Source organism: Microbacterium nanhaiense (assembly GCF_014646015.1).
In the GTDB taxonomy this organism is placed as follows: Bacteria; Actinomycetota; Actinomycetes; order Actinomycetales; family Microbacteriaceae; genus Microbacterium; species Microbacterium nanhaiense.
The window spans coordinates 129,111-147,664 of record NZ_BMMQ01000005.1; the positions used below are offsets into that span (position 1 = coordinate 129,111).

An 18,554-nucleotide genomic window follows, 5' to 3' on the forward strand; every position below is an offset into this window, starting at 1 on the left:
GGTGCCCATGACACAGATGACCATTCACACCACTGCTCTTCCGCTCGTCGACGCGGAAGCGTCGCTCACGTTCTGGCGCGACGCCATCGGCTTCGAGGTGCGAAGCGAGGTCGGCCAGGGCGACATGCGATGGATCACCGTCGGCCCCGAGGGCAAGCCCGACACGTGCATCCTCCTGCAGCCCCCGTTCGCAGACCCCGGACTCTCGGACACCGAGCGAGAGACGATCTCGGACCTCATGGCGAAGGGCAGCTTCGGCTGGATCCTGCTCGCGTCGGACGACGTCGACGCCGACTTCGCGCGGATCCAGGCGCACCCGCTCGCGGAGGTGATCCAGGAGCCCGCCGACCAGCCGTACGGCGTGCGCGACTGCGCCTTCCGTGACCCCGCCGGAAACACGGTGCGACTGCGCCAGGTGTGACCGCCCGCGGGGAGGGGGCGCCCTCGCGACGACGAACTCCGGGGCCTCCGCGGACGAGGGCGCCGATCAGTCCTCGTGGTCGGAGAAGGCCCGGACGAGTCGCAGGCAGGTGACGCCCTCCTCGCGCTGGAACGCGCGCAGTCCGGGGATCCCCGGGGGCGCGGGAAGCTCCGACTTCGCGAGGAAGTGACCCGCCAGCTGAAAGAAGAAGCGGCGGATCGTGTCGGGTGCGAGCCCCGCGAGAATGGGGTGAGCGAGTAGCGCGCGCACGTCCGCCTCGGGATCCAGGTAGGCGACGTCGACGAGTAGCGACAGCGGATCCACCCACGCCGCACCGATGCACGCATACGGCCAGTCGACGATCACCGCCGCGCCGTCCTCGCGGATCAGGATGTTGTCCGCGCGGGCGTCCAGGTGCAGGAGCCGATCGCCGCGAAGCTCCTCGACGAGGATCCCGAGCTCGCCGATCGGGCCGGAGAGCAGCTCGCGGACGAGCTCGCGGTGCTCGAGAGAATCGATGAGCGCGGCGGAGACCTGCGCCCAGCCGGCCACGGCGAAGCCGTCCGTTCCGAGCGCATCCGCGGCGGAAGGCAGCGACCGTTCGAGATCGTCCGGCGCGCGGTGCCGCGTGATCCGCTCGAACGCGTCGAACACCGCGGCGAGCTCGTCGGCGCGCCAGGGCGTCTCGGGATGCCGGCCCACAATTTCCTCATAGACCGCGACGACCCAGCCGTCGCGCGCGCTCGCGCCGAGCAGCGCCGGCACGGGGAGTTCAGGCCCGAGCGCGGCCACGATCCGGGCCTCGCGCTCGTGCAGCTCGGCGGACTCCTCGTTGTGATCCGCGATTGCCGTCTTGACGAACGCGCGGCGACCGCTCGCGGTGACGACGCGGTCGGCGGATCCGGGCGAGAAACCACCGTTCTGCGTCGTCGCGCCGACGATAGGCGAGCCGAGAATGGACGCCGCCGCGGTCCTCATCTCCTCGGGGAGCTCGTCCCACGCCTGCCGCTGCCTGTCCGCGCCGATCGTCATCGGGCGAGGCTATCAGCGGCGGTGGCCCGCGGCGGGTGCGGCGTCCTGCCTCGCCCCTTACCGGGCGCCGAGGCCCTCGAGAATCGTCGCGAGCCGCGAGCGCTGCGGATCCGTCAGGCCCCTGAGCGGGCGCGGCAGACAATCGCGCGCCGCCCAGCCGTTGAGCTCGGCGATGCCGGCCATGACGCGCAGGCCACCTCCGGCATCGGCGTAGAGATCCCAGAGCGGCCTCAGCGCGGCATCGTCTCCCGACCGCCACGCCGCGAGGGCGAGCTCCGGCAGGGTGCCCGCGAGGACCGAATACCAGCCGTCGTACCCTGCCTTCCGGCAGCCGGACACGAAGGGGTCGGCGGAGAAGTTGACCGACACGTGCCCGGGTACGAGCGAGCGGATCCGCCGGAGCAGATCCTTGGCGTCGGCGGCGGGCCGTCCCGGGACCTTGAGCGACGCGACGTGCGGCAGCTCCGCGACGCGCGCGTACATCTCGGGCGTGAAGGCATACCCGGTCGTTCGCGGGTTGTCGTAGACGATGATGGGGAGCTCGGAGCTCGCGGAGACGTCTCGGAAGAGTCCGAAGACCTCCTCGTCGCTGAGCGGCTGATACGACACGGGCGCGAGCAGCAGCGCCGTGGCTCCCGCGGACGCCGCGTCGTCGGCGTGTTCGATCACGTGGCGGGTGCGGGTGGCTCCGATGCCCGCGAGCACGGGCGTCCCTCCCGCGTTCTCCACCGCGATCGCTATCGTAGCCGCGCGCTCGGCTCGCGAGAGATACGCGTAGGAGCCCGTGGATCCGAGCGCCGTCACGGTCGAGACTCCGGAGCCGCCGATCCGGGCGATCAGGGAGGCGTACGCGGCCTCGTCGATCCGGTCGTCGGCCATGGGGGTGAGGGGGAAGGCGCTGACGCCGTGCAGGTCCATAGAACGAGCGTAGGGCTCACGGCGATCCCGACGTGGCCCGGGCGGCTCTCAGACTCGCGGGATGCGAACCGGTTGACCAATCCTCTACACTGGTGACGTCAATACCGAGGAACGTTTGGTTTCTGGTGCATGCACATCTGTCACACCAAACGGTCGCGCTCGAAGGAGAGTCATGTCACACGCCCCAACCACGCGCAGCAGCTGGTGGCCCGCCACGGTCGCCGGGATGGCGTCCTACCTCGACGGTGCCATCACGATCGGCACCGGCTCCGCCCTCGTGCTGTTCACGGACGAGTTCGGGCTGACCGGCAACCAGATCGGCCAGCTGAACGCCCTGCTCACGGTGTTCTTCGCGATCGGCGCGCTCACGGGCGGGCGCCTCGGCGACCGCTACGGCCGCCGCCGCGTGTTCTCCGCGACGATGGTGCTCCTCGTCATTGGCGCCCTGCTCATGACGGTGGCGGTCAACCCCGCCATGCTCTACGCGGGCGTGATTCTGCTCGGTCTCGGTGCGGGCGCCGACCTCCCGGTCTCGCTCGCGATGATCGCCGAGACGGCGCCCGAGGGCAAGGTCGGCAAGATGATCACGTACTCGCAGTACCTGTGGCTGATCGGCATGGTCGCGGTGCTGGTGATCGGAGCCGTCTTCGGCGGACTCGGGACGCTCGGCGCGCGCATCTACAACATCCACGTGCTCGTGATCGCCGTTCTTGTGCTCGTCTTCCGCATGGGTCTCCCCGAATCGAAGAGCTGGACCGACACGCAGGCGATCGCGCTCAGCGCGGGGGAGAAGCCGCGGCAGGCGACGCTGCGCGACATGTTCCGCAGCCGCTTCCGCTGGCCGCTGATCGCGACCGCGCTCTTCTACGTGCTGCTGATGATCGCGCTGAACACCAACGGCCAGTTCTCGAGCTACGTGTGGGTCGAGGCGGCCGGATCCACCGTGCAGGTCGCGTCGATGTTCTCGCTCGTGGGTCTCGCGGTGAGCTTCGTCGGAACGGGCATCATGATGCGTATCGTCGACACGAAGTGGCGCAAAGCGGCCTTCATCATCGCCACGGTCGTCAACGTCGGTTCCTTCGTCGTCGTCGCGGCCTTCGGCGCACACGTGTGGACGCTCGTCGCGCTCGGCGTGCTCTTCTCCCTCGGCGGCGCGATCGCGGGCGAGCCCATGTACAAGGTCTGGTCGCAGGAGCTCTTCCCGACCCAGTTCCGTGCGACCGCGCAGGGGATGACGATGTTCGCCGCGCGCCTCGTCGCCGCGCTCGTCGCGCTGGTGACGCCCGCGCTCGTCGCCTGGAACGTCAATGGCTTCTACTGGGTGCTCGGCGGCGTGACGCTCCTGTCCTGCCTCGTCGGAATCTTCTGGATCTTCCGGATCCCGGCGGCCGAAGACTCCGAGGTCGAGGCCGCGCCGTCGGAGGTGAGGGCATGACCCGCGCTCGCGTGATCGTCGACAACGACTTCTCGGCGGATCCGGACGACCTCGTACAGCTCGCCCACCAGGCCCTGTCGCCCTCGGCCGAGCTCCGCTTCGTGATCGGCTCGCACCTTACCCCGAACGACGGCTTCGACCCGAGCCCGACGCAGGCGGCGAACGCCGCCGCGATCGCGCGGGATCTTCTCCGGAGGTGCGGTCGCACGGATGTGAACGTGATCGCCGGATCCGAGATCGCCCTCGTCGACGGCGCCCCGCACGATACGGAAGCGGCGCGGGCCATCATCGCGGAGGCCCTCCGGGACGACACCGATACCCCGTTGTACTACTGTGCCGGCGCCGGGCTCACCGATCTCGCGAGCGCGCTGCTGCTGGAGCCGTCGATCGCGAGTCGCATCACGCTCGTGTGGATCGGCGGACTCGAGTACGAGCACGCCACGCCCCCTCCGCAGGCGGATCCGGTCGAGTACAACCTCGCCATCGACATAGCCGCCGCGGGGGTGGTCTTCGACCAGCCCGAGCTCACGATCTGGCAGGTGCCGCGCGACGCCTATCGCCGTGCGCTGATGTCCTTCGCCGAGATCAACACGCGGATCCGCCCGCACGGCGAGCTCGGAGCGTACCTCGCGGATTCGCTCGCCTCCGTCGCCGCGATGGGCGCGACGCACGGCATCGACATCGGTGAGACCTACGTGCTGGGGGACAGCCCGCTCGTGCTGCTGAGCACCCTGCAGTCGTCGTTCCAGCCGTCCCCGTCGTCGTCGACGTTCCACGACTACCACCGGCCGACCATCGCGCCCGACGGCACCTATGCCGTGCGCGCCGCGACGGATCCTGCCGCGAACTCGTTCGTCCGCGTCTTCGAGCTCATCGACAACCGCCTGATGTTCGACGACCTCGTCGCGAAGCTGCAGCTGCACGCGGCGGGCACCCTCCACGCCGCGACCCCCGCCTACGCGGGGGACACCCTGGCCCATCACCGCGTGCTCGGGTAGGGAGGGGCGCGCCCCGCGATTGCGGAGATGGCCCCGACCTGCGGATCAGATTTCGAGTTTCTTCCGCACTTCGGGGCCATCTCCGCAGTAGGGGGTGGTCGCGCCGGGCGTGAGCCGCAACCGCGGAGTTAACCCCTATCTGCGGAGCAGATCCGAGGGATCCTCCGCAGGTCGGGGTCGGCTCCGAAGTATGGGGTGATCGCGGCGGGCGCGGGCTTGTAGCTGCGGAGCTGACCCTTATCTGCGGATCCGACTTCGAGAATCCTCCGTACTTCGGGGTCATCTCCGAAGTACAGGGTGGTCGCGCCGGGCGTGAGCCGCAACTGCGGGGCTAACCCCTATCGGCGGAGCAGATCCGAGGGATCCTCCGTACTTCGGGGCCATCTCCGCAACACCGGGTCGCCCCAACGCAAAAGTGGGGCCCGCCGAAGCGGGCCCCACGAATGACAAGAATTACCGCGACACGACCTGGCGCTTCGAGGAGATCACCCCCGTGTCGAAGCCAGCGAGGTGCAGGCCGCCGTGGAAGCGGGCGTGCTCGATCTTGACGCAGCGGTCCATGACGACCGACAGCCCCGCCTGCTCGGCGATGGCGGCGGCCTCTTCGTTCCAGGATCCGAGCTGCAACCAGAGCGTCTTGGCACCGACCTCGACGGCCTCGCGGGCGACGCCCGGCAGGTCATCGTGCTTGCGGAACACGTCGACGATGTCGGGGACGACCGGGAGGTCCTTCAGCGACGCGTAGACGGGCTCGCCGAGGATCGTCGTCTCGCGCGGGTTCACGAAGTACACCTGGTACGGCGAGCTGGACAGCAGGTATGTGCCCACGAAGTAGCTCGCACGCGCCGGGTTGTTCGATGCGCCGACGATCGCGATCGTCTTCGCGCGGTGGAGGATCCCGAGGCGGGCGCCCGCGCCGGGGCCCTGCCAGGTCCGACCCGCGTGCGCCGGGTCGACATCAGTGCTCGCGGCCGGAGCCGGCGGCGTGAAGGCGCAGGCGTCGGCCGGCGGGGTGAACTCGCATGCGTCGCTCATCGCGTCTCTCCCGTCGCGATCGTGAGGGCCTGGTCGAGGTCCCAGATGATGTCTTCCGGATCCTCGAGCCCGACCGAGAAGCGGATCAGGTCGGCCGGCACGCCGGCGGCGACCAGCTGCTCGGGGGAGAGCTGCTGGTGCGTCGTCGACGCGGGGTGGAGGATCAGGGTGCGGGCGTCGCCCACGTTCGCGAGGTGGCTCGCGAGCTGCACCGATTCGATGAGCTTCTCGCCGGTCCGCCGTGCGGCCTCCGTGCGGGCCTCGTCCGAGTCGAAGGTGCCCGACGGCTTGACGCCGAAGGCGAAGACGGATCCGGGGCCGAGTGGGAAGTACTTCTGCGCGCGCTCGAAGTGGGGGTGCTCATCGAGGCCCGACCAGGTCACGAACGAGATGCGCGGGTCCGACGCGAGCCATTCGGCCACGGCGCGCGCGTTGGCAACGTGCGCGTCCATGCGCTGGGGGAGCGTCTCGACGCCCTGCAGCAGGATGAACGCTGACTGCGGGCTCAGCGACGGTCCGATGTCGCGCAGCTGCTCGCTGCGGAGCTTCGTGAGGAAGCCGTACTCGCCGAAGTTATCCCACCAGCGGATCCCGCCGTACGACTTGACCGGCTCGGTCATCGTCGGGAACTTGCCGTTGCCCCAGTTGAACTTGCCCGACTCGACGACGACGCCGCCGAGGGTGGTGCCGTGGCCGCCGATGAACTTCGTGGCCGAGTGGATCACGATGTCGGCACCGTGCTCGATCGGGCGGAGGAGGTAGGGGCTCGCGAGCGTCGAGTCGACGACGAGCGGGATGTCGTTGTCGTGAGCGACCCGAGCGAGACCTTCGAGGTCGGCAACCTCGCCGCCGGGGTTGGAGATGACCTCGGCGTAGACCATCTTCGTGTTCTCGCGGATCTCCTTGCGGAAGTCCTCGGGGTCGTCACTCTCGACGAACGTCGTGTCGATGCCGAGGCGCCGCAGCGTCACGTCGAGCAGAGTGACGGTGCCGCCGTAGAGCTGCGACGAGGCGACGATGTGGTCGCCCGCACCTAGCAAGGCCGAGAACGTGATGAACTCGGCCGACATGCCGCTCGCGGTCGCGACGGCGCCGATACCGCCCTCGAGCGACGCGATGCGCTCCTCGAAGGCCGCGACGGTCGGATTGCCGATGCGCGAGTAGATGTTGCCGTACTTCTGCAGCGCGAAGAGGTTCGCGGCGTCCTTCGCGTCGTCGAAGACAAACGACGACGTCTGGTAGATCGGCACGGCTCGCGCGCCGGTGGTGGCGTCGGGGGTCCCGCCCGCGTGCAGTGCACGCGTGCGGAAGCCGAACTGGTGCTCGCTCATCTGGTCTCCTTCTCAAGGGCCTCGTGGGCACGGCGCGCCGCCTCGCGGACGCCGTCAACGGCCCAGGGGTTCTGCAAACTCGTCGTATCGCCGAGCGTATCGCCCTGCCAGACCTGCGCGAGCAGTCGGCGCAAGATCTTGCCCGAGCGGGTCTTGGGGATCTCATCGACGAGCACGATGTGCTTCGGCTTCGCGATCGGTCCGATGTCGTGCGTCACCTGCCGGCGCAGCTCGTCGGGGTCGGCGGCACCCGCGGATCCGGCGGTCACGAACGCGACCACGGCCTGTCCCGTGAGGGGATCGTGGACGCCCGCGACGCCGGCTTCGCCGACGCCGGCGTGCGACACGAGCGACGACTCGATCTCGATCGTCGAGAGCCGGTGGCCGGAGACGTTGACGACGTCGTCGAGGCGGCCAAGGATCCAGATGTAGCCGTCCTCGTCGACCGTCGCGCCGTCGCCCGCGACGTAGTAGCCACGGCTTTCGTACTGCGACCAATACGACTGGCGGTATCGCTCCGGGTTGCCCCACACGGTGCGGGCCATGCCCGGCCAGGGGTGACGCGACACCAGGGTGCCGGAGCGGCCCGGAGCGACGGGCTCGCCGGCCTCGTCGACGACCGCCATGTCGATGCCGGGCAGCGACACCGTCGCGGATCCGGGCTTCAGAGTGGTGACGCCCGGCAGCGGCACGATCATCGCGGCGCCGGTCTCGGACTGCCACCAGGTGTCGATGATGGGGCATTCGCCGCGGCCGTAGTTGCGGTGGAACCACACCCACGCCTCGGGGTTGATCGCCTCGCCCACGGTGCCGAGCAACCTGATCGACGACAGGTCGTAGTCCGTGGGGATGTCGTCGCCGAACCACGTCATGAAGGTGCGGATGAGCGTCGGCGCCGTGTAGTACACGGTCACGCCGTATCGCTCGATGATCTCGAGATGGCGCGCGCGGTGCGGGGCATCGGGCACGCCCTCGTAGATGACCTGCGTGAGGCCGTTGGAGAGCGGGCCGTAGATCTCGTAGGTGTGGGCCGTGACCCACGCGAGGTCGGCCGTGCACCAGTGCACGTCGTCGGGCTTGGCGTCGAAGTGGGCCCAGTGCGCCCAGCTCGTGTGCGTCAGGTAGCCGCCGCTCGTGTGCACGAGCCCCTTGGGCTTACCCGTGGTGCCCGAGGTGTAGATGATGAAGAGGGGGTGCTCGGCGTCGAAGGCCTCGGCCTCGTGCACGGTGGGCTGCGTCTCGACGACGTCGTGCCACCACACATCTCGTCCGGACGTCCACGGCACGTCCTGGCCCGTGCGCCGCACGACGAGGACGTGCTCGAGATCGGGAAGGTCGCGCGCGGCCTCGTCGGCGGCACTCTTGACCTCCACCTGTTTGCCCCGGCGGTTTTGGCCGTCGGTCGTCACGAGCAGCTTCGCGCCCGTGTCCTCCAGTCGGAAGCGCACGGCGTCCGCCGAGAACCCGCCGAAGACGAGCGAGTGCACGGCGCCGATGCGAGCGCAGGCGAGCGCGATGACGACGGTCTCGACGAGTACGGGCAGGTAGACGACGACCCGGTCGCCGGGCCCGATGCCCAGCGAGAGCAGGCCGTTGGCCGCCTGTGCGACTCGCCGCTGCAGTTCTGCATAGGTGACCGCCTCGCGGTCGCCGGGCTCGCCCTCGAAGTAGAGCGCGACCTTGTCGCCGCGGCCGGCAACGACGTGGCGGTCGACGCAGTTGTAGGCGACGTTGAGCCGGCCGCCGACGAACCACTGCGCGGCCGGCACCGAGGCGTCCCACGTGTGCGCCGTGTGCCAGGGCTCGGCCCAGTCGAGGCGGCGCGCCGCCTCTTCCCAGAAAGCCACCGGATCCGCGTTCGCGGTCTCGTAGATCGACGCGTCGACGTTCGCCTGCGCGGCGAATGCCGCCGGCGCCGGGAAGGTGCGCGTCTCGTTCAGACGGAGTTCAGTCATCACAACCACCTCTTCAGGACGGCCTTCTCGAACACGACCAGGATCGCGTTCGAGATGGTGCCGAGCAGTGCGAGCAGCACGATGGCGAGCAGGATCCGGTCGACTCGACCGGTCTGCTGCGAGTCGTTGAGCATCCAGCCGAGGCCCATCGACGCGCCGAGCAGCTCGGCGGCGACGAGGAAGAGCCACGCCTGGGCGAGCGCGAGGCGCAGGCCCGAGACGACCGAGGGCACGACGGCGGGTAGCTGAACCGTGCGGAACAGGCTCCACCCGCGCAGGCCGAACGAGCGCCCCGCCTCGACGAGCTGCGGGTTCACGTGGCGCAGGGCATCCGCGACCGTCGTGTAGACGGGAAAGAACGCGCCGATCGCGACGAGCGTGATCTTCGACTCCTCGCCGACCTGCAGCCAGAGGATCAGCAGCGGAACCCAGGCGAGCGACGGCACGGCGCGCAGCGCGACGAGGGTCGGCGCGAACAGCACCCCGCCGACCCGCGACAGGCCGACGATCGCGGCGAAGGCGAGCGCGATGGCAGATCCGACGAGAAAGCCGATGATCACGCGCTGCGTCGAGATGGCGACGTGCAACCACAGCTCGCCGCGCTGGATCTGTTCCTGAGCGGCCTCGACGACGGTCCACGGCGCGGGTAGGCGGTACGGCGGCACGAAGCCCCCGACCGTGGCGATCTGCCACGCCGCGATGATGAGGATCGGCACGACGAAACCGCCGGCGATCCTCACCCACGTACGCGACCACAGGGGCGTGAGCTGACGCTCCGCCCCTGTGACCTGCAGCTGGTCTTGCGTCACGAAGTCGCCTTGACCGCGAACTCGTCGAAGACGATCTCGCTGATCGCCTTGTCGAGGACTTCCTGGCCGCCGGAGACATCTCCCGACTCGGCGATGATCGGCGAGATCGTGTTCAGCACGTCGACCTGCGCCTGGCCGGGGACGCCCGAGACGTCGAGGTTCGAGCGCTCGTTGATCACGGTCTTCGCGACCTCGAGGTCGATCGTCGCGGCGTCTGCGAGCAGCTGGGCCGTCTCGTCGGGGTTCGCGAGTGCCCACTCGCGGGCCTCTTCATAGGTGTCGACGACGACCTGGGCGAGGTCGGCGTGGTTGTCGATGAAGTCTTCCGTCGCGTTGAGGAAGCCGTAGGTGTTGAAGTCGACGTTGCGGTAGATGAGCTGGTCGCCCGACTCGACCTCCGCCGCGGCCATGATCGGGTCGAGGCCCGCCCAGGCGTCGACGGAGCCGCCGTCGAGCAGCGCGCGGCCGTCCGCGTGCTGCACGTTCTGCACGGTGACGTCGTCGAGCGTGAGGCCGCCGGCCTCCAGCGCCTGCAGCAGGAAGAAGTACGGGTCGGTCGCCTTCGTGGCCGCGATCTGCTTGCCCTTGAGATCTTCCAACGAATCGATGTCGCTGTCGGGGCCGACGACGATCGCCGACCACTCGGGCTGCGAGTAGATGTCGATGACCTTGATCGGCGAGCCGTTTGCGCGCGCGAAGAGCGCGGCGGATCCGGCGGTCGAGCCGACGTCAACAGAGCCGGAGCGCAGCAGCTCGTTGGCCTTGTTACTTCCGGCCGACTGCAGCCACTCGACCGTGACGTCGTCGCCGAGCTTCTCCTCCAGGAGGCCCTGTTCCTTGATGACGAGGCTCAGCGGATTATAGGTGGCCCAGTCGATCGACAGGGTGTCGCTCGACCAGCCGCCCTCCGGCGCCTCGACGGAGCCCTCGGCGGGCGCGTTGTCGTTCGTCTCGGGGGCGGTGTCGGCGCCCGCGTCGCTGTTCTCGCCTTGCACGCAGCCGGCGAGCATGAGCGCCATCACCCCGGCGACGGCGGTCGCGGGAATGAATCGGCGGGAAATGGTGCTCATGCTGTCTCCTTGGTGGTGAGCGGGGTGCTTGTGAGGGTGGTGTGGTGATGTACGCCGAGCCCATCGAGGAGGCTCGTGCGCAGGTCGGTGATGGCGCGCGCGGCGCGGTCGCGCGGGCGGGCGCCGGGAACGGTGACGACGCGCGCGACGGATCCGGTGCGGTCCGGCGCGTGCGCGGGGTGTTCGGGGCCGGATCCGTGCGGACCCGCCGATCCGAGCGCGCCGATTCCGGATCCGGATCCGAGAGCGACGACCTTCGCGCGCGGGCGCTCCGGCTGGGTGGCGTGCAGATTGCGCAGCAGCAGCACGCGGTCGGCGAGGTAGAGCGCCTCCTCGACGTCATGCGTCACGAGCACGATCGTCGTGGGCTGGGCCCGGTGGATCTCGAGCAGCAGGTCATGCATCTTGAGCCGCGTCAGCGCGTCGAGGGCGCCGAAGGGCTCGTCGAGCAGCAGCACGCGGGGGCTGCGCGCGAGCGCGCGGGCCAGCGAGGCGCGCTGCGCCATGCCGCCAGAGACCTCGCGCGGGCGCTGCTCGGCGGCGTGGGTGAGGCCGACGAGCTCGAGGAGCTCGGCGACGCGTGCCCGCGCGGCGGCCTTCTTCGTGCCGCGCGGCAAACCGAGGGCGACGTTCTGCGCGATCGTGCGCCAGGGAAGCAGGCGCGGCTCCTGGAAGGCGATCGCCGTCGACTCGTCGTGAGCCTGCACGGACGCCTCGTCCACGGTGATGGATCCGGCCGTCGCGCGGTCGAGGCCGCCGATGAGGCGCAGCAGGGTCGACTTGCCGCAGCCCGACGGGCCGACGACCGCGACGATCTCGCCCGGGCTGAGCGCGACGTCGACGCCGCGGAGCACCGTGCGGGCGCCGTCCTTCGTGGGGAAGGTGCGCCCGACCTCGGCGAGGCGCACGGCGCCTGCGGGCGCGGCGGATCGCGGCGTAACGGCAGTGGACATACCCTCCAGGATGAATGAGCAGGGGTCGCCCGTCCAAAACGGTTCGCAATACGACGACACATGCGCAGTTGCCGGAGGAGCAGGGCCCGCGGTACTGTGGTCAGACCACACGAATCGCCGACGGAAACGAGGAGCGCATGGCGGAAGCCAAGGCCTGGCGCGTCGTGCTCTCGCACGTCGAACGCGAGCTGCGCTCCGGAGCCCTCGCCCCGGGCGACCGGTTGCCCGGAGAGCGCGACCTCGCCACCCAGCTGGGGGTCGGCAGGTCGAGCGTGCGCGAGGCGCTGCGGGTGCTCGAAGTGATGGGCGTGCTGCACACGGCGACCGGATCCGGTCCGCGCGCCGGCGCCGTCATCACGACGGCCGCGGCCTCGGGCCTCGCGCAGGTGCTCGGTCTGCAGGCCGCCGCGCAGGCGTTCGACTTCGACGACGTTGTGGAGACCCGGCTCGTGCTCGAGACCGCCGTCGTCGCGGATCTGGCGGGGGAGCGGCGAACGCCCGACGCCGGATCCGAGCTGCTCGACGCGATGGACGACGTCACGCTCACACCCGACGAGTTCCTCGCCCTCGACGCACGGTTCCACGGGCTGCTCGCCGAGGCGACGGGCAACGCCGTGTTCGGCGCCATCATGACCGGCCTGCGCGCCGCGATCGAGACGTACGTGCAGTCGCGTGCGAACGAGATCGACGACTGGGAGGCGGCGCGCGCACGGCTCCAGCACGAGCACCGCGGCGTGCTCGACGCCATCTCCGCGGGGCTCGTCGATGAGGCGCGCACGCGGATACACGATCACATCAACGGTTATTACGCGCAGACGCGCGCATAAGGAAGGTAATCAGATGGTTCAACGCCAGTTCCCGAAGCCCGCCGAGGTGATGGAATTCCTCAAGATCAAGCTGCCCGAGTTCGGCAAGGACGCGCGCCTCAAGAAGGCCTACACGATCTACGACCTCCGCACGATCGCCAAGCGCCGCACGCCCGCCGCCGCGTTCGACTACACCGACGGTGCGGCCGACCAGGAGCTGTCGATGCAGCGCGCCCGCCAGGCGTTCGAGGACATCGAATTCCACCCCGACATCCTCAAGCCTGCAGCGAACGTCGACACCACGACGGAGATCCTCGGCGGCACCTCGGCGCTGCCCTTCGGCATCGCCCCCACGGGCTTCACCCGCCTGATGCAGACCGAGGGCGAGACCGCCGGCGCCGGCGCCGCGGGCGCCGCGGGCATCCCCTTCACCCTCTCGACGCTCGGCACGACGTCGATCGAGAACGTGAAGAAGGCAAACCCGAACGGCCGCAACTGGTTCCAGCTCTACGTCATGCGTGACCGCGAGATCTCCTACGGCCTCGTCGAGCGCGCAGCGAAGGCCGGCTTCGACACCCTGCAGTTCACGGTCGACACCCCGATCGCCGGCAACCGCCTGCGCGACGGCCGCAACGGCTTCTCGATCCCGCCGCAGCTCTCGCTCGGAACGATCGCGAACGCGCTGCCCCGCCCGTGGTGGTGGATCGACTTCCTGACGACCCCGAAGCTCGAGTTCGCGTCGCTGTCGACGACCGGCGGAACCGTCGGCGACCTGCTCAACTCGGCGATGGATCCGACCATCAGCTACGAGGACCTCAAGGTCATCCGCGAGATGTGGCCGGGCAAGCTCGTCGTCAAGGGCGTGCAGAACGTGCCCGACGCCGTCAAGCTCATCGACGAGGGCGTCGACGGCATCATCCTGTCGAACCACGGCGGCCGCCAGATGGACCGCGCGCCCATTCCCTTCCGCCTGCTTCCGCAGGTCGTGAAGGAGGTCGGCAAGGACGCGACCGTCATGGTCGACACCGGCATCATGAACGGCCAGGACATCGTCGCCTCGATGGCCCTCGGCGCAAAGTTCACCCTCGTCGGCCGCGCCTACCTTTACGGCCTGATGGCCGGTGGTCGCGAGGGCGTGGACCGCATGATCCAGATCCTGTCGAGCGAGATCCGCCGCACGATGGCCCTGCTGGGTGTCTCGTCGATCGAGGAGCTCGAGCCGCGCCACGTCACCCAGCTGACGCGCCTGGCTCCGGTCCAGAACTAGGCTGCCCCACGTCTGCACGTCTCCGCGCCGTCATCAGCTCTTTGCATCGGACGGCGCGGAGACGTGCAGACGTGTTGCGTAGCAGGGGCACGAAAAAGGCCGGAGCGTGAAGCTCCGGCCTTCGTATTGTCGGGATAACAGGATTTGAACCTGCGACCTCCTCGTCCCGAACGAGGCGCGCTACCAAGCTGCGCCATATCCCGCGACAACTCAATAAGTCTACATGCGCCGATGATCCAGCGCGAATCGTCCCCGACGCCCGCGCGTGGCGCGCTCGGGCATGAGGGGATGTCCGACGCGATCCCACCCGGACGCTCTACCCTGGATTCATGGACATCGAGGCGCAGGTGAAGGACGCACTGCGCGATTACGACCGCAACCTCGTCGAGTACCGCCGCCTGCGCGACACGTGCGAGACCGAGATCCCCTCGCACCTTCGGCAGTGGGGAGTGCTCGACTTCCGCGTCGAGGCCCGCGTGAAGAAGCGCGGATCCTTCGAGCAGAAGGTGCGCCGGGATCCGTCGCGACCCGTGCTCGACATGGTCGGCCTGCGCATCATGACCTTCTTCCGCAGCGACATCCCGCAGGTCGAGAAGATGACCCGGCGTCTCTTCGACGTCAAGGAAGACTCCTACATCGACAAGGGCGACCTGTTGAGCGACGCGAGCTTCGGTTATCGCAGCGTCCAGTTCGTCGCCCACACTCGCGGCGACGGCGTGGGCGGCGACTTCGAGGCGGGGATCCCCGTCGAGGTGCAGATCCGTACGATGCTCGAGCACGTCTGGGCGGAGGTCGAGCACGACTTCCGGTACAAGCCCCAGCACGAGGCGCCGAGCGCCGACATCAACCGCCGCTTCGCCCTGACCGCGGCGCTGCTCGAGCAGGCCGACGTCAACCTCGACGACATTCGCCGCGAGCTCGACGCTCGCTAGCCCTCCGCGCGCGCCGCGAGCGTGATGAGGGAGACCTCCGGGCGGCAGCAGAACCGCACGGGGGCGTAGATCGAGTGGCCGAGACCGGCACTCACGTTCAGTGGCACCGTGCGCCCGCCCTGCGCCCAGCTCGACAGGCCGCGCGCCTGCTTCACCGGCAGATCGCAATTCGACACGAGTGCGCCGAAGAACGGCAGGCGTACCTGCCCGCCGTGGGTGTGCCCGGCGAGAATGAGGCCGGCTCCGCGGTCGATGAAGCCGTCGAGCACGCGACGGTACGGCGCGTGGGTCACACCGATCGTGATGTCGGCGACCGGCTGGACCTCGATTGAGGAATCGAGCGCGTCGAAGTCGTCCAGCTTCAGGTGCGGGTCGTCGGTGCCGATGAAGCGGATCCGCGTCCCGCGAACCTCGATCGTGTCTGACGCGTTGTCGAGATTCGACCAGCCGAGCTCACCCGCGAGGAACGCATCGAGACCCTCGGTGTCGAGCGGCGGCACCTGGTGGGGTGCCTTCGAGGGGCCGCGGAAGTAGCGCAGGGGATTGCGCGGCTTCGGCGACCAGAGGTCGTTGGATCCGTGCACGTACACGCCTGCTGTCCCGTCGAAGGATCCGAGGGCCGAGCGAATCGCGGGGAGCGAGTCGGCGTGACCGAAGTGGTCTCCCGTGTCGACGACGAGGTCCGGGCGCAGCGACGCGAGGTGGCTGATCCACGCGCGCCGCCGCGCCTGCCAGGGCGCGAGGTGCATGTCGCTGAGGTGCAGGATCCGCACCGGCGCGGCACCCGGTTCCAGAACGCGCACCGTGTGGTGGCGCACCGTGTACAGGTGTCGCTCGATGCCGATGCCCCAGACGGCGCTCGCGGCGCCGACCGCGGCGATCGCGCCGAGGGCGGCGCCGGGCCCTACTCGTCGTCGCACGTCTTCGACTCGTAGTAGATGTCGATCCGGGCACCGTCGGTGAGATACTCACCCGCCGACGGGTTCGTGCGGGTCACGCGGCCCTCGTCAGGAGCATCGTCCTTCTCACTGCACGAGCGGTAGATGCGCAGGCCCGCCTCGAAGAGCTGGTCGTACGCCTTCGCATACGACATCCCCTTGACATCCGGCACCTTGATCGAGCCCTTGCCGTTCGACACCTGGAGCGTGATGAGGCTGCCGGCGGGAGCCTCGCCCGACGGGTTCGAGCGCTCGACGAGGCCCTTGTCCTGGTCGCCCGGGATCTCGTTCGGGTCGACCGAGACGTTGAAGCCCTTATCGCGCAGCGCCTGCGTGGCCTGCTCGACGGACATGCCCGCGACGTTCGGCACGGGGTGCCTCGTCGTCTTGATCAGGCCCGGATCCGGATCCGGGAAGTTGTCGCCGCCGAACCGGGCGTTCGCGGCCGCCTGGTTCGCCTTGGAGAGCGAGTAGCGCAGCTGCGCGAGCTGGGTGCCGTTCGGGGTATAGGAATCGAAGAGGTCTCCCCGGTACTCCGTGGTACTACGGCCCGCGTCATTGATGTTCTGTCGGTACTTCCAGACGAGGTTGCCGTTGTAGTCGGCCTCGCCCTCGTAGACGGCGTCATAGCTGCCGACCCAGGCCGCGGTGGTCACATTTCTCGACGACTGGATCATCCAGCTCTGGAGGTTCTGGTGGGTACCCGTCTTGCCGAATGTCTGGATGCCGTCTCCCACACGCGCAGGTGCACCGGATCCCTGCGAGCCCTCCAGCACGGAGCGCATGTCGAATGCCGTCGTGTTGGCGATGTTCTCATCGAGAACGCGCCTGCACTCGTTTTCCGGCATAGGCAGATCGTTGCCGTCGGCATCCTTCGCTCCGACAATCGCCGTCGGTTCGCAGCGTACGCCGCCGTTGGCGACCGCCGCGTAAATGGCGGCCATGTCGATGGGCGCGACGTTCTTGGAACCAAGAAGACTGAAGGCGCCGTCATCGTTCTGCGGGATGGGTTTACCATCACCTCGCTTGAGACCCATATCGACGGCGACCTGGTGAATCTCGCACACGTCCAGCTGCGAGCCCATCGCCCAGAACCCCGAGTTCAGCGACAGCTCGGTGAACTTCTGCACGGTACCGACGAGTCCGCCGTTGCCAGCGAAGTTATCGCCGCGTGTGGGCGTGGCCGAGCCGATCGGGCTTCCGTTGCACGTCATGGGCATCGTCCGGCCGACACGGCCGTCGAGCACCTCGTTGACGCTACGGCCGTTCTTCAACCAATCGATGATCGTGAAGATCTTGTACGTCGAACCCGCCTCGAAGCCGCTGGAGGAGCCGTGCACCTGGTCGCCGGCGAAGATGACGGACGTCTCGCCCTTGGTCTTATCGCCGATTTCGCTGAATCGCGTGTTCTGCGCGAGCGTGAGGATGTTGCCGGTCTTGTTGTCGATCTGCACCGTCGTCGCGCCGAAGCGGAGGTTGTTCAGGTACTGGGGCGCGTTGGCCGCCATGGCCTGCTGTGCCTCGTACTGCAGGCCGTTGTCGAGCGTCGTGTAGATCTCGAGGCCACCGCGGCGCAGCACGTTCTGGCGCTCGGTGTTGTTGTCGCCCTCGATCGCGCCGAACGCCTCGTCGTAGCGCGGGTCGTTGAGGATCGTGTTCGTGACGTACTGGCAGAAGTATGCCGAGCCGCCGGCCGCGCTGCAGCCCTTCACGCGCTCGGTGACGTCCGGCACGATCTCCTGCGCGATGGTCTCGTCGTACTGCTTCTGCGAGATGGTGCCCTCGGCGAGCATACGGCCGAGCACCTGGTCGCGGCGGTTCTTCGCGGCCGCGTAGCCGTTCTCCTCGCCGTTCGTCTCGCTGTCGGGGTAGTCGAGGCGCAGGGTGTTGGGGTTGTTGACGATACCGACGAGGGTTGCCGCCTGGCTGAGCGTCAGGTCCTTCGCGGTCGTGTTGAAGTAGTACTGCGCGGCGGCCTCGATGCCGTAGGTCGATCCGCCGAAGTTCACGAGGTTCAGGTACCCGATGAGGATCTGCTCCTTCGAGTACTCCTGCTCGATCGTGATGGCGTACCGCATCTCCTGCAGCTTGCGCTGGTAGCCGGCGGTTCCTTCCGCCGTGGATGCCTCATAGGCGCAATCCGCCAGCTCTTCCTCGTTCGCCGCCGTGCGCTCGCATACCTGCAGCTGCACGCCCTTGACGTACTGCTGGCTGATGGACGAACCACCCTGCGTACTCTCGGACACGGCGTTGCTGAGCAGCGCGCGGCCGGTTCCGATCAGGTCCACGCCGCCGTGCTCGAAGAAGCGCGGATCCTCCGTCGAGAGCAACGCGTCGTAGACGTAGGGGGAGACCTGGTTGTACTCGACGGGCTCGCGGTTCTGGTCGTAGAACGATGCGAGCTCGTAGTACTCGCCGCTGCCGTCGCCCTTCTGGGCGTAGATCGTCGTCGGCTCCATCGGCCGGTCGATCTGCAGGTTGCCCGGCAGGCTGTCGAACAGCGAAATGGCGCTGGAGGCGGCATACCCCGAGACGGCAATGGCCGGGGTGACGGTCGCGGTCACGAGAATTCCGGCGATCGCACTGAGACCGACGAGTCCCAACAACCCGCCGAGCACGCCGCCGAACGTCCTTTTCGCATGAGGCATAGGCTT

Annotated in this window: 16 protein-coding genes and 1 tRNA gene; 6 read left to right on the forward strand and 11 right to left on the reverse strand. The window is 68.6% G+C overall.

From position 1 onward, the window contains the following. Positions 1-7: 7 nt before the first annotated feature. Positions 8-421, forward strand: a complete 414-nt coding sequence (locus tag IEX05_RS09485) for a VOC family protein (RefSeq protein WP_188701227.1) — start codon at positions 8-10, stop codon at positions 419-421. A 66-nt stretch (positions 422-487) separates the two neighbouring features. Here the strand turns inward: IEX05_RS09485 and IEX05_RS09490 are convergent, their stop codons facing one another. Together IEX05_RS09490 and IEX05_RS09495 are read right to left on the reverse strand one after the other, a co-directional pair. Then, positions 488-1,453: an aminoglycoside phosphotransferase/kinase family protein gene (locus IEX05_RS09490; RefSeq protein ID WP_188701229.1), complete on the reverse strand. Its 966-nt coding sequence runs from the start codon at positions 1,451-1,453 to the stop codon at positions 488-490. A 57-nt stretch (positions 1,454-1,510) separates the two neighbouring features. Continuing rightward, the gene (locus IEX05_RS09495) at positions 1,511-2,371 is read right to left on the reverse strand and encodes a dihydrodipicolinate synthase family protein (RefSeq protein WP_188701231.1); all 861 of its coding nucleotides are present in this window, start codon (positions 2,369-2,371) and stop codon (positions 1,511-1,513) included. Positions 2,372-2,543: 172 nt separating this feature from the next. Between IEX05_RS09495 and IEX05_RS09500 the strand changes: the two genes are divergently transcribed. After that, the gene (locus IEX05_RS09500; protein WP_188701233.1) at positions 2,544-3,806 is read left to right on the forward strand and encodes an MFS transporter; all 1,263 of its coding nucleotides are present in this window, start codon (positions 2,544-2,546) and stop codon (positions 3,804-3,806) included. Continuing rightward, on the forward strand, positions 3,803-4,804 hold the full coding sequence (locus IEX05_RS09505; protein ID WP_188701234.1) for a nucleoside hydrolase: 1,002 nt from the start codon (positions 3,803-3,805) through the stop codon (positions 4,802-4,804). Before IEX05_RS09500 ends, IEX05_RS09505 begins: the two co-directional genes overlap by 4 nt. A 453-nt stretch (positions 4,805-5,257) precedes the next feature. Here the strand turns inward: IEX05_RS09505 and IEX05_RS09510 are convergent, their stop codons facing one another. The 6 genes from IEX05_RS09510 to IEX05_RS09535 are packed head-to-tail and all read right to left on the reverse strand — an operon-like array spanning position 5,258 to position 11,957. Further along, positions 5,258-5,839: a CoA-binding protein gene (locus tag IEX05_RS09510; RefSeq protein ID WP_188701236.1), complete on the reverse strand. Its 582-nt coding sequence runs from the start codon at positions 5,837-5,839 to the stop codon at positions 5,258-5,260. Continuing rightward, the gene (locus tag IEX05_RS09515; RefSeq protein WP_188701238.1) at positions 5,836-7,170 is read right to left on the reverse strand and encodes an O-acetylhomoserine aminocarboxypropyltransferase/cysteine synthase family protein; all 1,335 of its coding nucleotides are present in this window, start codon (positions 7,168-7,170) and stop codon (positions 5,836-5,838) included. The genes IEX05_RS09510 and IEX05_RS09515 overlap by 4 nt, the downstream gene beginning before the upstream one ends. Further along, on the reverse strand, positions 7,167-9,125 hold the full coding sequence (acs, locus tag IEX05_RS09520) for an acetate--CoA ligase (protein WP_188701240.1): 1,959 nt from the start codon (positions 9,123-9,125) through the stop codon (positions 7,167-7,169). Before acs ends, IEX05_RS09515 begins: the two co-directional genes overlap by 4 nt. Further along, complete coding sequence (locus IEX05_RS09525; protein ID WP_188701243.1) at positions 9,125-9,934, reverse strand: ABC transporter permease; 810 nt, start codon at positions 9,932-9,934, stop codon at positions 9,125-9,127. Before IEX05_RS09525 ends, acs begins: the two co-directional genes overlap by 1 nt. Then, complete coding sequence (locus IEX05_RS09530; protein WP_188701245.1) at positions 9,931-11,004, reverse strand: aliphatic sulfonate ABC transporter substrate-binding protein; 1,074 nt, start codon at positions 11,002-11,004, stop codon at positions 9,931-9,933. Before IEX05_RS09530 ends, IEX05_RS09525 begins: the two co-directional genes overlap by 4 nt. After that, entirely contained in the window at positions 11,001-11,957 is a 957-nt protein-coding gene (locus tag IEX05_RS09535) for an ABC transporter ATP-binding protein (RefSeq protein WP_188701247.1), read from the reverse strand. The genes IEX05_RS09530 and IEX05_RS09535 overlap by 4 nt, the downstream gene beginning before the upstream one ends. A gap of 137 nt (positions 11,958-12,094) precedes the next feature. On the opposite strand from IEX05_RS09535, the gene IEX05_RS09540 reads away from it, so the two are divergent. Next, positions 12,095-12,784, forward strand: coding sequence for a FadR/GntR family transcriptional regulator (locus IEX05_RS09540; RefSeq protein ID WP_188701249.1), 690 nt, complete (start codon positions 12,095-12,097; stop codon positions 12,782-12,784). A gap of 13 nt (positions 12,785-12,797) precedes the next feature. After that, on the forward strand, positions 12,798-14,030 hold the full coding sequence (locus IEX05_RS09545) for an alpha-hydroxy acid oxidase (protein WP_188701251.1): 1,233 nt from the start codon (positions 12,798-12,800) through the stop codon (positions 14,028-14,030). A 129-nt stretch (positions 14,031-14,159) separates the two neighbouring features. On the opposite strand, the gene IEX05_RS09550 is transcribed toward IEX05_RS09545, so the two are convergent. Then, positions 14,160-14,233: transfer RNA gene (locus IEX05_RS09550), tRNA-Pro, on the reverse strand. Positions 14,234-14,359: 126 nt separating this feature from the next. On the opposite strand from IEX05_RS09550, the gene IEX05_RS09555 reads away from it, so the two are divergent. Further along, a complete protein-coding gene (locus IEX05_RS09555) occupies positions 14,360-14,962 on the forward strand; it encodes a GTP pyrophosphokinase (protein ID WP_188701252.1) in 603 nt (200 codons plus the stop codon). On the opposite strand, the gene IEX05_RS09560 is transcribed toward IEX05_RS09555, so the two are convergent. Together IEX05_RS09560 and IEX05_RS09565 are read right to left on the reverse strand one after the other, a co-directional pair. Beyond that, the gene (locus tag IEX05_RS09560; RefSeq protein WP_188701254.1) at positions 14,959-15,882 is read right to left on the reverse strand and encodes a metallophosphoesterase; all 924 of its coding nucleotides are present in this window, start codon (positions 15,880-15,882) and stop codon (positions 14,959-14,961) included. The genes IEX05_RS09555 and IEX05_RS09560 overlap by 4 nt on opposite strands. Further along, the gene (locus IEX05_RS09565) at positions 15,867-18,548 is read right to left on the reverse strand and encodes a transglycosylase domain-containing protein (protein ID WP_188701263.1); all 2,682 of its coding nucleotides are present in this window, start codon (positions 18,546-18,548) and stop codon (positions 15,867-15,869) included. Before IEX05_RS09565 ends, IEX05_RS09560 begins: the two co-directional genes overlap by 16 nt. Between the last annotated feature and the right edge of the window lie 6 nt (positions 18,549-18,554).

Coding starts and splice junctions, on each gene's coding strand:
- IEX05_RS09485 (WP_188701227.1), top strand. CDS start 8: ATGACACAGATGACCATTCACACCACTGCTCTTCCGCTCGTCGACGCG.
- IEX05_RS09490 (WP_188701229.1), bottom strand. CDS start 1,453: ATGACGATCGGCGCGGACAGGCAGCGGCAGGCGTGGGACGAGCTCCCC.
- IEX05_RS09540 (WP_188701249.1), top strand. CDS start 12,095: ATGGCGGAAGCCAAGGCCTGGCGCGTCGTGCTCTCGCACGTCGAACGC.
- IEX05_RS09505 (WP_188701234.1), top strand. CDS start 3,803: ATGACCCGCGCTCGCGTGATCGTCGACAACGACTTCTCGGCGGATCCG.
- IEX05_RS09535 (WP_188701247.1), bottom strand. CDS start 11,957: ATGTCCACTGCCGTTACGCCGCGATCCGCCGCGCCCGCAGGCGCCGTG.
- IEX05_RS09500 (WP_188701233.1), top strand. CDS start 2,544: ATGTCACACGCCCCAACCACGCGCAGCAGCTGGTGGCCCGCCACGGTC.
- IEX05_RS09530 (WP_188701245.1), bottom strand. CDS start 11,004: ATGAGCACCATTTCCCGCCGATTCATTCCCGCGACCGCCGTCGCCGGG.
- IEX05_RS09545 (WP_188701251.1), top strand. CDS start 12,798: ATGGTTCAACGCCAGTTCCCGAAGCCCGCCGAGGTGATGGAATTCCTC.
- IEX05_RS09495 (WP_188701231.1), bottom strand. CDS start 2,371: ATGGACCTGCACGGCGTCAGCGCCTTCCCCCTCACCCCCATGGCCGAC.
- acs (WP_188701240.1), bottom strand. CDS start 9,125: ATGACTGAACTCCGTCTGAACGAGACGCGCACCTTCCCGGCGCCGGCG.
- IEX05_RS09565 (WP_188701263.1), bottom strand. CDS start 18,548: ATGCCTCATGCGAAAAGGACGTTCGGCGGCGTGCTCGGCGGGTTGTTG.
- IEX05_RS09510 (WP_188701236.1), bottom strand. CDS start 5,839: ATGAGCGACGCATGCGAGTTCACCCCGCCGGCCGACGCCTGCGCCTTC.
- IEX05_RS09555 (WP_188701252.1), top strand. CDS start 14,360: ATGGACATCGAGGCGCAGGTGAAGGACGCACTGCGCGATTACGACCGC.
- IEX05_RS09515 (WP_188701238.1), bottom strand. CDS start 7,170: ATGAGCGAGCACCAGTTCGGCTTCCGCACGCGTGCACTGCACGCGGGC.